This window comes from Streptomyces sp. NPDC048462, from assembly GCF_043200175.1.
GTDB lineage: Bacteria > Actinomycetota > Actinomycetes > Streptomycetales > Streptomycetaceae > Streptomyces.
The window spans coordinates 450393-462952 of the sequence record NZ_JBICXG010000004.1; the positions used below are offsets into that span (position 1 = coordinate 450393).

General features: G+C 72.9%; 12 protein-coding genes. 5 read left to right on the forward strand and 7 right to left on the reverse strand.

What is annotated here, in order from left to right; translation table 11 throughout:
* Positions 1-9 precede the first annotated feature (9 nt).
* A complete protein-coding gene (locus tag ACGFU6_RS10485; protein ID WP_393609616.1) occupies positions 10-189 on the forward strand; it encodes a hypothetical protein in 180 nt (59 codons plus the stop codon).
* A 32-nt stretch (positions 190-221) separates the two neighbouring features.
* Here the strand turns inward: ACGFU6_RS10485 and ACGFU6_RS10490 are convergent, their stop codons facing one another.
* The 4 genes from ACGFU6_RS10490 to zapE form a co-directional block, all read right to left on the reverse strand.
* Positions 222-1094, reverse strand: coding sequence for a polysaccharide deacetylase family protein (locus ACGFU6_RS10490; RefSeq protein WP_393609617.1), 873 nt, complete (start codon positions 1092-1094; stop codon positions 222-224).
* Positions 1095-1235: 141 nt separating this feature from the next.
* Positions 1236-2615, reverse strand: coding sequence for an alkaline phosphatase PhoX (locus ACGFU6_RS10495; protein WP_393609619.1), 1380 nt, complete (start codon positions 2613-2615; stop codon positions 1236-1238).
* Between the two features lie 137 nt (positions 2616-2752).
* Positions 2753-3178, reverse strand: a complete 426-nt coding sequence (locus ACGFU6_RS10500) for an OsmC family protein (protein WP_073734893.1) — start codon at positions 3176-3178, stop codon at positions 2753-2755.
* An 84-nt stretch (positions 3179-3262) separates the two neighbouring features.
* Positions 3263-4354, reverse strand: a complete 1092-nt coding sequence (gene zapE, locus ACGFU6_RS10505; RefSeq protein WP_393609621.1) for a cell division protein ZapE — start codon at positions 4352-4354, stop codon at positions 3263-3265.
* Positions 4355-4552: 198 nt separating this feature from the next.
* Here zapE and ACGFU6_RS10510 point away from each other — a divergent pair, with 198 nt between their 5' ends.
* The 4 genes from ACGFU6_RS10510 (at position 4553) to msrB (ending at position 7771) form a co-directional block, all read left to right on the forward strand.
* Complete coding sequence (locus tag ACGFU6_RS10510) at positions 4553-5317, forward strand: pyrimidine reductase family protein (RefSeq protein WP_393609623.1); 765 nt, start codon at positions 4553-4555, stop codon at positions 5315-5317.
* A 147-nt stretch (positions 5318-5464) separates the two neighbouring features.
* Entirely contained in the window at positions 5465-5917 is a 453-nt protein-coding gene (locus ACGFU6_RS10515) for a hypothetical protein (RefSeq protein WP_024488879.1), read from the forward strand.
* Between the two features lie 41 nt (positions 5918-5958).
* Positions 5959-7353: a UDP-N-acetylmuramate--L-alanine ligase gene (gene murC / locus ACGFU6_RS10520; RefSeq protein ID WP_393609625.1), complete on the forward strand. Its 1395-nt coding sequence runs from the start codon at positions 5959-5961 to the stop codon at positions 7351-7353.
* 10 nt (positions 7354-7363) lie between these two features.
* Positions 7364-7771: a peptide-methionine (R)-S-oxide reductase MsrB gene (gene msrB / locus ACGFU6_RS10525; RefSeq protein WP_393609626.1), complete on the forward strand. Its 408-nt coding sequence runs from the start codon at positions 7364-7366 to the stop codon at positions 7769-7771.
* A gap of 13 nt (positions 7772-7784) precedes the next feature.
* On the opposite strand, the gene ACGFU6_RS10530 is transcribed toward msrB, so the two are convergent.
* From ACGFU6_RS10530 to ACGFU6_RS10540, 3 genes are all read right to left on the reverse strand, one after another.
* On the reverse strand, positions 7785-9371 hold the full coding sequence (locus tag ACGFU6_RS10530; RefSeq protein ID WP_393609628.1) for a serine/threonine-protein kinase: 1587 nt from the start codon (positions 9369-9371) through the stop codon (positions 7785-7787).
* A gap of 120 nt (positions 9372-9491) precedes the next feature.
* On the reverse strand, positions 9492-9950 hold the full coding sequence (locus ACGFU6_RS10535) for a hypothetical protein (protein WP_073734899.1): 459 nt from the start codon (positions 9948-9950) through the stop codon (positions 9492-9494).
* 117 nt (positions 9951-10067) lie between these two features.
* Positions 10068-12521: a GTPase-associated protein 1-related protein gene (locus tag ACGFU6_RS10540; protein WP_393609630.1), complete on the reverse strand. Its 2454-nt coding sequence runs from the start codon at positions 12519-12521 to the stop codon at positions 10068-10070.
* Between the last annotated feature and the right edge of the window lie 39 nt (positions 12522-12560).

Below are 12560 nucleotides of genomic sequence, written 5' to 3' on the forward strand. Positions count from 1 at the left end.
GCTTCCGCCATGGACCGGAGCGTGGATGACGGTGTGAACGGGAACGTGGACGAGCCGGATCGCGGGCCCCCGTTCGCGGAGTGCGTGCTGTGCCGGAAGCCGACCGAGTACCCCGAGTCCGTCAAGGGGATCACGCTCTGCCCGGTCTGCGAATGGCAGGAGGCCCAGCGCACGGCCTGCTCGGGCTGAGCCGCGGGGGCCGGCCGGCTGCCGACCAGTTGTCAGCCGGTCATCAGCTCGGACACCTTCACGAAGCGGTATCCGCGCTTGCGCAGTTCGGGTACCACCTGGCCCACCGCTAGGTCGGTGACCGGTGCCGCGCTGCGGGTGCAGTGCATGACCACCAGCGAACCGGGCTTCACCCCGTCGAGCACCTGCTCCGCCACCGCGTCCGCGTCCGTCGCGAAGGCGTCGCCGCTGACCACGTCCCACTGCACCGCCGTCACCTTCTGCGCCGCCAGCGCGCGCAGCGAGCCGTCGTCGTAGCAGCCGCCGGGGAAACGGAAGTACGGCACCACGTTGCGGGCTCCGGTCCTGCGGATCGCGCCGAAGGCCCGCTCCACCTCGCCGCCGATCTCCTCGCTCCCCATCGTCGGCAGCCCGTAACAGGGCGAGGTGAAGGCGTAGTGGCTGTAGGAGTGGTTGGCGATCTCGAAGAGCGGGTCCGTGCCGATGGAGCGGGCCTGCGTGGGGTACTCTTCGGCCCAGCGGCCGGTCATGAAGACCGTCGCGGGCACCTTCAGCCGGCGCAGCAGCCCGATCAGCTCCGGGTTGTCGAAGTGCTCCCCCTCGGCCGCGCGAGGGCCCTCGTCGGCCGTCATGTCGGCGTCGAAGGTGAGCGCGACGACCTTGCCGGCGCTCTTCGGGCCCCGTTCGACGACGCGGGCGAGGCCTGCCGGGCCCGGGGCCATGTTGGGCGGCTTCCCGGTGGCCGGGGGAGCGCTTGAGGGGGCTCTGGAAGGGGCACGCGAGGAGACGCCCGAAGGAGCGGCGGCCGAGGCTGCGGGCCGGTCGGCGGGTGAGCCTCCCGGGGTGCTCCCGCAGCCGGCGAGGGCGCTTCCGAGCACCACGCTCAGAACGGTCAAAGCGGTCATTTTCCATACGGAAGATGTCATTATCGGAAAATAACTGATCAACCGTCACCGGCTCGTCCGCGCCGCCCCCGTGCCGCGAAGCGGCCCCCGGACGGCGGTGGGGCGGCCACGGCCACCACCGTCCGGGGGTGCCTCAGCCGGTCAGCGCCACGGCCCCGTCACGGCGAACGTGGTCCCGGGGGTGTAGCAGTTCATGAACATCGTCCGGTGGTCCGGGGAGAACGTGACCCCGGCGAACTCGCCCCACTCGGGCTCCTCGGGCGTCCCGATGTTCTGCCGGCCGCGCGCCATCGCGTACACCTCACCGCGCCTGGTCAGGCCGAACACGTGCTGGGCGCCACCGCCGTCCTCGCACACCATCAGGCCGCCGTCGGCGGCCAGCGTGATGTTGTCCGGGGACTCGCCGGGCAGCTGGATGTCCGTGTCCGGCCCGAAGACGATGACCAGGGTCAGCCGGCGCCGCTGCGGCTCGTACCGCCAGACCTGCCCGAAGTGGTCGGCGGCCGATCCCTCGGAGCTGTGGGCGAAGCTGGAGACGAAGTAGACGCAGGCGCCGCCCCAGTAGCAGCCCTCCAGCTTCTGGCCGTGGGTGATCCCCTTCCGTCCGAAGTCCTGGAACCGGATGGGCGTCCCGGCCGCCAGCGGGTCCGGCACCGGGACCCACTCGATGCCCTCGAAGCTCGTCCCGGTCTCCTGCACCGCCGAGAGGTCGGGGACGCCCGGCACCCGCATGGCCTCCAGCTGTCCGCCGGCCCGGAGCGAGCCCGTGCCGCCGAGCGGTTTCTCCGGCAGGAAGCGGTAGAAGAGGCCGAACGGCTTGTCGAACGCGTCCTCGGTCTCGTAGACGACACCGTTGTGCGGATCGATCGCGATCGCCTCGTGCTGGAAGCGGCCCATCGCGGTCAGCGGCACGGCTCCGGTGCGGCGCGGGTCGGCGCCGTCCACCTCGAAGATGTAGCCGTGGTCCTTGGTGTAACCGTTGGTGCCGGCCTTGTCCTCGGTCTCCTCGCAGGTCAGCCAGGTGTCCCAAGGCGTGCGCCCGCCGGCGCAGTTGACGGCCGTACCGGCGATCGCGACGCGTTCGGCGAGGACGCGGCCGCCGCTGTCGAGCTCAAGGGCCGTGCAGCCGCCCTTGCCCATCGGGTCGTAGGTCAGTCCCTCGACGACCGGCACCGCGATGGCCGCGTCGACCCGGTTCTCGTGGTTGCGCACCAGCCGGACGTGCCCGCGCCGGCCGGCGAACGCGGCCATGCCGTCGCAGTGGCTGGGGACCGGGCCCTCGCCCGAGCGGAGCAGGTCGCCCTCGCGGGAGAGCACCCGGTAGCGGAAGCCCTTCGGCAGATCGAGCAGTCCGTCGGGGTCGGGCACCAACGGGCCGTAGCCGGCGTGTCCGTGGGCGGCGGCGGTACCCGCGAAGAGTTCGGTGAACACCCCGGCGAAGGCGACCGAGGCGACGGCGGCGCCGGTGCCTGCCAGGACCTGACGTCGTGTCGCGGGCTGCTGTGCTGCTGCGGATGACATGAGGCAACTTCCTGTTGGGGACAGGAGCAGTGACCCGCACGTGTGTACCACGCGTAATACCGCGCGGGAACCATGCGAGTCACTGGCCTCATGCGTGTCCCGGGCCCTCAGCGCCTCTCAGCGGCCCGGCGGGTGCCTCAGGCGAGCGACGCGCTCAGCGTGATCGTCGTGCCCGTCAGTGCCTGGCTCACCGGGCAGTTCGCCTTCGCGTCCTCGGCCGCCTTGACGAAGCCGGCCTCGTCGAGACCGGGCACCTCGCCCTCGACGGTGAGGTGGATTCCGGTGATGCCGGTACCCGGCTGGAAGGTGACCTCGGCCTGGGTGTTCAGCCGGGTGGGCGGGGTGCCGGCCGTGGCCAGTCCGTTGGACAGCGCCATCGAGAAGCAGCTGGAGTGCGCTGCCGCGATGAGCTCCTCGGGGCTGGTCTTTCCGTTCGCCTTCTCCGCGCGGGACGGCCAGGAGACCGGGTACTCCCCGATGCCCGAGGAATCGAGGGTGACGACGCCCTTGCCCTCGATCAGGTTGCCTTCCCAGACCGTGTGCGCCTGACGCGTGGTAGCCATGCTGGTTCCCTTCAAACGGAATGCGCGGTTGTACGGGAGCGGCGGGGCACTCCGTCGTGCCCGGCCGGTGTTACGCCCCCGAACCTACTGCGCCACCAGCCCCTTCGCGTCGCGCGCCAGTGCCGTCAGCCTGGAGATTGCCCGGAAGTACTTCTTCCGGTACCCGCCGTTCAGCATCTCCTCGCTGAACAGCCGGTCGAACGGCATCCCGGCGGCGAGCACCGGAACCTCCCGGTCGTACAGCCGGTCCGCCAGCACCACGAGCCGCAGCGCGGTCGACTGGTCGGGCACCGGCCGCACCTCGGTGAGGCACACGGCCCGCAGACCGTCCGTCAGCGCCCCGTAGCGGCTCGGGTGGACACGAGCCAGGTGGTCGAGCAGCGCGGGGAAGTCGTCCAGGCTGGCGCCCTCGGTCGCGTACGCGGCCCGGGTGACCTGCTCCTCGGAGAACGGCGGCGGGGCGTCGGGCAGCCCGCGGTGCCGGTAGTCCTCGCCGTCGATGCGCAGCGGGCGGAAGTGCGAGGAGAGCCCCTGGATCTCGCGCAGGAAGTCGGCCGAGGCGAACCGGCCCTCGCCGAGCTTGCCCGGTAGCGTGTTGGAGGTCGCGGCCAGCGCCACCCCCGCCTCGACCAGCCGGCTCAGCAGCGAGGAGACCAGCACCGTGTCGCCCGGGTCGTCGAGCTCGAACTCGTCGATGCACAGCAGCCGGTGCCCGCTCAGCGTCCGCACGGTCTGCTGGAATCCGAGCGCGCCGACCAGGTTGGTCAGCTCGACGAAGGTGCCGAAGGCCTTCAGGGCGGGCGCGGCGGGCGTGGCGTGCCAGAGCGAGGCGAGCAGATGGGTCTTGCCGACGCCGTAGCCGCCGTCGAGGTAGACACCGCGCGGCGCGCGGGGCGGCTCGGCCTTCTTGCCGAACCACTTGCGCTTCCGCTCGCCGCTGGCATGCGCCCCGCCGAGCCCGGCCGCGAAGTCCGCGAGCACCTTGACCGCCTCGATCTGGCTCGGCTGGTTCGGGTCGGGGACGTACGTATCGAAGCGCACCGCGTCGAAGCGCGGCGGCGGCACCATCTCCGCGACCAGTCGGTCGGCGGGGACGTGCGGTTCGAGGGCGCACAGGGACAGCGGGGCCGTTTCGGCTATGGGGCTGGGCCCCGGCACGGCGTGGGAGGACGACACAACTCTCTAGCTTACGGCCTGCCCCGTGGCAGGAAGCGGGCTCCCGACGCCCTGCGGCCTCGCCTGCGGCGTTGTCGTCGGTCGATGACGCTCCGCGTCGCCTCCCTCCTCCGCCTGGCAGTCGAGGCCGCATGACGCCGCTCGCTGTCCGCTCCCTGCCACGGGGCAGGCCGCCAAGGCCGTGCCAGACTGCCTGACATGCGACGCCTGTTCCCTGTGACCGACCTGACAGCGGCTGACGACCGGGGCGAGTGGAGTCTGGACGCCCTCGCCGACGCCTACGCCTACCCCGAGACGACCGGCCCCTGGCTGCGCGCCAACATGGTGTCGACGCTCGACGGGGCGGCCCAGCACGACGGCCGCTCGCAGCCGATCTCCTGCCCGAGCGACATGCGGATCTTCGGCACCCTGCGCGGGCTCGCGGACGTGGTGATCGCGGGGGCCGAGACCGTACGGCTCGAGGGGTACCGGCCCGCCCGCGCCCGGGAGGCCTTCGCGGCGCGGCGGGCGGCGGCCGGCCAGGGGGCCGCTCCGGCGGTCGCCGTGGTGAGCGGCAGCCTGGACCTGGACTTCTCGTTGCCGCTCTTCACCTCGCCGCTGGTCCCGACGCTCGTGCTGACCGGCGCGGGCGCGCCGCCGGACCGGATCGCGGCGGCCCGCTCGGCGGGCGCGGAGGTGGTGATCGCGGGGGAGGGCTCCCGGGTGGACCCCGCCAGGGCCGTGGGGGAACTGGCCGTTCTGGGTCACCGGCGGCTGCTGACGGAGGGCGGGCCCAGGCTGCTCGGCCAGTTCGTGGCGGCGGGCGCGCTGGACGAGATGTGTCTGACCCTGGCGCCGGTGCTGACCGCCGGGGACGCGCAGCGGATCGCGGGCGGCCCGTCGGTGGCTGTGCCGGAACGATTCGCCCTGGCATCGGTGCTGGAAGAGGCCGGGTTCCTCTTCTCTCGGTACCGTCGGATCTGACAATCAGCGGAATATCCCGTTCCGGTTAGCGTTCGGTGGGCAGAATGGAACGCGGACCCCGTGCGAGCACGGGGAAGGATGGTTTCAGCAGTGGCCGGCGACGGTCACTGAAGCAGAAGGGCGCCTGTGGTGTTCACCAGCGTTTTGATGATCGAGAAGCCCCTCACTTCCGAGGACGTCGAGTTCGTCACCACCCTGCACGGGGAGGAGCAGATTTCCTTCGTCGTGCTGATGCAGCCACGTGGCGATCAGGCGGATGTGCTGTTGCGGGCCATCGACGACCTGGCGATGGGCGAACTGAAGGAAGCGGCCCGTGAGAGCGAGGAACCGGAGGGCAGAAATGCCAGGGAGTCCGCCGAACTGGCGCTCGAAGTGTCCCTGGAGGCCCTGCGCCAGTCGGGCTCCGAAGCCGTCGGGCAAGTGATCGAGACCCACCCCCTGGACAAGCTCACCTCCGTGGTCGAGGAGTCCGAGGCCGACGAGGTCATCGTGCTGACCGCGCCGCATTACGTCGAGGAGTTCTTCCACCGCGACTGGGCGTCCCGCGCCCGGCACAAGGTCGGCGTACCGGTGCTCAAGCTCTTCGCGCACAGCGAATAGGCTGGGAGGCCCCACCCGTACCGACCCTGGGAGACACACGCATGGCACCCGGTATTCCTGCCGCCATGGAACGGCCGCACTTCATCGGCATCGGCGGCGCCGGAATGTCGGGCATCGCGAAGATCCTCACCAGGCGCGGCGCGAAGGTCGCGGGCAGCGACTCCAAGGAGTCCGCCACCGCCGAGGCGCTGCGCGCGCTGGGGGCGACCGTCCACATCGGGCACGCCGCCGGACACCTGGCGGACGACGCCACGTGCGTGGTCGTCTCCAGTGCCATCCGCGCCGACAACCCGGAGCTGGTGCGCGCCGGTGATCTCTCGATCCCCGTCGTGCACCGCTCCGACGCGCTCGCCTCCCTGATGGAGGGCGCGCGGGCCATCGCCGTCGCGGGCACCCACGGCAAGACGACCACCACGTCGATGCTGGCCGTCGCCCTGACCGAGCTGGGCCTCGACCCCTCGTACGCGATCGGCGGCGACCTGGCCGGACCCGGCACCAACGCCACGCACGGCGAGGGCGCGATCTTCGTCGCCGAGGCCGACGAGAGCGACCGCAGCTTCCAGAAGTACGACCCCGAGGTCGCGATCGTCCTCAACGTCGAACTGGACCACCACGCGAACTACGCCTCGATGGACGAGATCTACGACTCCTTCGAGACCTTCACCGGCAAGGTCGTCCCCGGCGGCACCCTCGTCGTCTCCGCCGACCAGGCGGGCGCGGTCGAGCTGACCCGCCGGGTGCGCGACCAGTCCCAGCTGAAGGTCGTCACCTACGGCGAGGCCGCGACCGCCGACGTACGCGTCCACAAGATCACCCAGCGCGGCCTGACCAGCGAGGTCACGGTCGTCCTGAACGGCAAGTACCTCACCTTCACGGTCTCGGTACCCGGCCGCCACTACGCGCTCAACGCCGTGGCCGCCCTCGCCGCCGGTGTCGCCCTCGGCATCCCGGCGCACAACCTGGCCTCCGCGCTGGGCAAGTACACCGGTGTCAAGCGCCGCCTCCAGCTCAAGGGCGAGGCCGCCGGTGTCCAGGTCATCGACAGCTACGCGCACCACCCCACCGAGATGACCGCCGACCTCGAAGCGATGCGCGGCGCCGTCTCCGACGCCCGCCTCCTGGTCGTCTTCCAGCCCCACCTCTTCTCCCGCACCCAGGAGCTCGGCACCGAGATGGGCCAGGCCCTCGCCCTGGCCGACGCCTCCGTGGTGCTGGACATCTACCCGGCCCGCGAGGACCCGATCCCCGGCATCACCAGCGCCCTGATCATCGACGCCGCACGGGCGGCGGGCGCCGACGTCACCGCCGTCCACGACAAGACCGCGGTCCCCGGGGCCGTCGCGGGAATGGCGAAGCCCGGCGATCTCGTTCTCACCATGGGAGCGGGCGACGTCACAGACCTCGGCCCGCAGATCCTGGACCACCTGTCGAGCTGAGGGAGCCACCGTGCCGTACGACATCGACAAGCCCGACGAGGAGTGGCGGGCGGAGCTTTCCCCCGCCGAGTACGCGGTGCTGCGCCAGGCCGGCACCGAGCCCGCCTTCGTCGGCGAGTACACCGACACCAAGACGACGGGCGTCTACTCCTGCCGCGCCTGTGACGCGGAGCTGTTCCGCTCCGACACCAAATTCGAGTCGCACTGCGGCTGGCCGTCCTTCTACGACCCGAAGGACACCGACGCGGTCGAACTGATCCAGGACCGCACCCACGGCATGGTCCGCACCGAGGTCCGGTGCGCCCGCTGCGGATCGCACCTGGGCCACGTCTTCGAGGGCGAGGGCTACCCGACCCCCACGGACCAGCGGTACTGCATCAACTCGATCTCGCTGCGGCTCACGCCCGAGGGAAGCTGAACCGCCGCACGGATCAGGCCTGCGCCCGCGCCACTGCTGATGCCCCGCCCCGGGGCATCAGCAGGGTGCTCACGAAGGCGAAGACCACCCACGTTCCCGCACCGGCCGCGATCGAGAGAAGTACGGACACGTCGCCCCCGGCAGCCAGCAGGCCGGTCAGCACGACGCCGTTGAGCAGACCGGTCGTCGTGCCGGCGGCGGTCTGCCACGGTGCCCTGTGGATGACGGCCTCGACGGCATTGCGCACCCCCAGGCCGATCGAGTACAGCGCGGGAGCGCCGAGCACGGCGGACAGCAGCGCCGTCCACCATGGCGACGGGGGCCAGACAACCAGAAACACGGCGGCGAGCACGGCGCAGAACATCGCCACGAAGAGCAGGCCCACGTCTGTCCCCTCCCGGTCGTCCGCCCCCACATTGGGCGCCCCGATGAAGGCGGCCGCCACGGCGACCAGGAAGGCCGGTACGCACAGGGACAGGGTCCAGACCGGGGCCCAGCCGGTCAGCAGCGCGAACTGGGACCAGAGGGCGGCGGTGGCGAGCAGCGCGATCCAGGCCGACTCCCGTCCGGCCCGGGGGATCGTCTGCGGGACGGCGGGCTTGGGGGAGGGGTCCGGCTCCGTGGGCGTGGCGGCCGGCCGCGACGGGGGCACTGCCGCCGGTTCCGGCGGGGGCACCGGCCGAGGTGCGTCCTGGCGTGTGCGAGGGGCGTCGATCGTCGCGGCACCGACGAGATCCGGTACCCCCGGGGGCACGCCCCCGGGACCGTCCAGCACCCCGCGCAGGCGCTCGGACACCTCTTCGGCCGTGGCGGGCCGATGGTCCGGGTCCTTCTCCAGCAGCGAGACGAGCAGCCGGTCGAGGGCGTCCGGAACCCCGGGGCGCAGGCTCCGCACCGGTTCCGGTGTCCCGTTGAGGTGCTGGGACAGTACCGACCACCCCGCCCCCTCGAACGGCGGTCTGCCCGCGAGGAGTTCGTACAGCAGGCAGCCCAGCGAGTAGAGGTCGCTGCGCCCGTCGAGAGTCCGGTCGCCGCGTACCTGCTCGGGTGACATGTAGGCGGGTGTACCGATCGTCGCACCGGTGCCCGTGAGCCCGGTCCCGGACTCCTCGATCAGCCGCGCGATGCCGAAGTCGCAGATCTTCAGGTCGAGTTCGCCGTCCCCGTACACCATGACGTTCGCCGGCTTGATGTCCCGGTGGACGACACCGGCCCGGTGGGCGGCCGCGAGGCCGGCGCAGATCTGCAGCCCCCAGGCCACCACCGACTCGACGCTCCGCCGCTCCGTGGCGGTGAAGGAGGCCATGGAGCGGCCGGGGACCAGCTCCATGACCAGGAACAGCACCTGGTGCCCTGCGACGGCGGCCTCGCCGTGGTCATGGATGGTCACGATGCGGGGGTGGGTCAGACGCGCCGTCGCCCGTGCCTCCTGGCGGAACCGCGCGGCCGACTGGCTCGTCGTGAGGGGAGTCTGGGTGATGACCTTGACGGCCACGTCACGGTCGAGCCGTGAGTCGACGGCCCGCCACACCTGCCCCATACCGCCGGCCCCGAGCATCTCCACCAGCCGGTAGCGGCTTTCGAGCACCTCTCCACGCACCGAGCGCCCCCCTTCGATCGTCGTGTCCGGGGCGTCGCGCCCCTCGGCTCCCGGGGCAGAAGCCTACGCACGACCGGCCCGGAAACCTGCCGGGCCGGAGAGATCCCCCCCGTGCGAAGCTCAGGCCTCGTCGGTCTCCGGCTTCAGCAGCGGGTGCACCACACCGGGGAAGACCCGGGCCCGCACGACCTCCTCGGCCGAACCGCCCTGGATCACCGTCTCCGCCACACCCCAGGGCCGCCCGGGCAGCTCGACGAGCAGCGTGTACGAGGCCGGGCAGCCGGTGCACTCGTAGCGGTCGACCCAGGTCTCCACCTCGGTGGCGCTTCCCGGGTACCGCGCCACGTGCCGGTGCCGGGCGTGGCAGCGCTCGCAGGTCTCGCCGGGCTCGCAGGTGCCGCCGCACGGGCAGGGCACGTCGAGGGACTCGGCCGGGCGCCACCGCTGGGTGACGACGGCCTCACGGGTGGCGCCCATGTCCTTCATCGCCTTGAGGTTGCGGGCGGCGACGTTGTACGACTCACCGGTCGCGGCCATCCGGTCCCGGATCACGTCCTTGCGCCCACGGTTCGTCGTCATCTGTTCCTCCTGGGGGTTCACGCAGCCCGCCAGGTGGCCCACGAGATCGGTAGGCCCCAGGTTACCGGGCGCGGCGAGGCGCCCGCGACACCCGGGACCGACGGCGCCCGGGGGACCTCAGCCCCGCCGGACGCGGCCCGCAAGCCGCCTGCCCAGCCGGCCCAGGGTGCCCTGGCTGCGGCGGTTCCAGTCCCGGAAGGCCTCCGCCCGGCCGCTGCTGCCGGAGCGGCCCACGGCCTCCTCCACGGCCGCCACCCCGTCGGCGGGCAGCGCGCGCACGGCGGGGCGCAGCACCTCCTCCAGCAGGGCGGCGGTGGTCCGGCTCCACTCGGCTCCTGCGTGCGGATGGGCCGTCCAGACGGCGAAGCAGCCGGCCGCGTAGCCGGGGTCGGCCGCCAGCCGGGCCCCGACGTCGGGGCCGTGCGCGGCCCGGTCGTACGCGGCGATCAGGTCCGCGTCGGCGCTGTGCGCGAGGGCGTACAGCTCGGCCTCCGGCCCGTCCGGGGCGAGCAGCCGCCCGGCCACGGCGCCGAACGCGTGGTCCAGTACCCCGGGCTCGACCGGCTCGGCGCCCGGCCGCAGCGCGCGGACCCGCTGGGCCCACTCCGGCTCCGCCTCCCCGGACCGCAGCTCGCGGGCGAAGTCCAGCAGCAGCAGGGCCCCGCGCTCCCGGCCCGTGATCTCCTGCGGGAAGCCGCGCAGCAGGTCATGGGCGAGCCGGGGCGCCTCCTCGTCGTCGGCCGGGGCGTTCAGTGCGGCGGCGACCAGGTGCGACCAGGTGCCGGCGGTCCGGTGGGCGTCCGAGGTCGCGGTCTCCAGGAGCAGCCGGGCCTCGCCCACCGTCGGGGCGTCCTCCTCCCACACCAGGCCCACCGCAGTGCGCAGCACCAGCGGCTCCGCGAACGGCGACATCCCGGCGGCCCGCAGCACCCGCTGCACCGCCCCCACCCGGTCGTCGCCGCAGCCCGCCTTCGCCTCGGGCGCCTCCGCGCACATCCGCAGGTGCGGCAGCAGCTGCGTACCGGTGAACGGCAGCGCCACCCGGCCCAGCAGGTGCTCCGCCCCGGCGGGGTCCTGCGGCGCGATCCGGTCCAGCGCGCCGAGCAGCGCCGTGCGCACGTCGAACTGCTCGTCCATCAGCTCCAGCAGCGCGGGCGCCCAGCCCGGCGTGTCCCGCACGTCCGCGAGCAGGGCGGGCGCCAGCCGTCGTACGACGCCGGGCAGCAGGTCCGCGCAGTCCACGTCGAGCAGCCGGGCCACCCGCAGCAGCTGTACGGTGCGGGCCACGTCAAGACCGGTCCCCGTGCCGCTCAGCTCGGTGACGATCTCCGGGCCGAGCACCCCGGCGACGGCCGTGCCCTCCGGTCCGCTGAAGGCCGTGCGGCCGGGCAGCTCGACGGAGCCGTTCCCGCCGCGTACCGCCTCCGTCACCAGCATCGCGGCCAGCGGGGCCGTGGCCGTCGCGGGGGAGCGGCCGTCCAGCGCGGCGAACAGCCGTCCCGCCGCGTCGAACTCGGCCCCGGTGCGGTCGTCGACGCCCGCAGAGGTCAGGGCGTCGACGAGCTGCCTGGTGCGCTTCGCGTCCAGCGCGTAGGGGCGCTCGGCGGCCCAGCCGGCGGCGGCGGCGCGCTCGCCCGGCCCCAGCGCGATGCCTGCGCACAGGGCGGTCACCGCGACCGGTCCGGCGGCGAACGGCTCGCCGGGCAGCTCGGCCGCCTCCCGGAACAGCTCCGGCGTACGGCTCCGCCAGATCCGGGCCGCGGTCTCGGCCCAGGCGTCGTCCACGGTCGCCTCCGGGCGGGGACCGGTGCAGGTGTGCACCCGGAAACCGGGCCCTGACAGCTCGTGGGCGTCCTGCGGGAGCACGCCGATGACGCGTTGCGGGGCGCGCTGCGGGTGGCGGGTGTATGTGGTGAAGGTCAGCCGCTCGGTGCTCTCCGGCGGCAGGACGGCGGCGGCCAGGGCCATCCACCGCGCCACGTCCGCGCTCTGCCGCTCGACGAGGACGACCCTCGGGGACTCGGTCGACTCGCCCAGCCGACGCAGATCGGCCAGCACGCCCGCGAGCCAGGGGCCCCGGGAGACGGCGAAGTCGTTGAGCCCCTCACGGTCGGCGGCGCGGCCCGTCGCGGCGGAGAGCGCGGTGACCGGATCGACCGCCGGTATCCGGTCCGGGGTCGCGGCGGCCCAGCGGGCGGAGCGGCAGGCGGTGATCGGGAGCACGCCGCCCGGCATCGGGGTACCGGCGGGGAGGTGGACCGCGTGGGCGTGGAAGCGCAGCGAGGACAGCTGCGCGGTGCGCACCGGCACGGTCCGGGCCAGCAGATGGCTGCCGTCGGACAGCACACTGAAGCTGAATGATTCGGGCAGTGCGCGCAGCGCGTTCTCGGTGACGTGGCGCGCGGTGCCGGCCGGCGGCTCGTACGCCAGGAGCGGACCGGCCTCGGTCAGCACCGACGCGGGTATCGCCGCGTCAACCGCGCTGAAACGGGCGGGTATCTCCGCGTCCTCGCCGCTCTCGGGTCCGTCCCCGGCCGTTGCGGAGGTGTAGTGCAACTGCGCGAGGCTCATGCGTCGGCTCTCTTCGTCCCTGCCATGAATTGTCCCCTG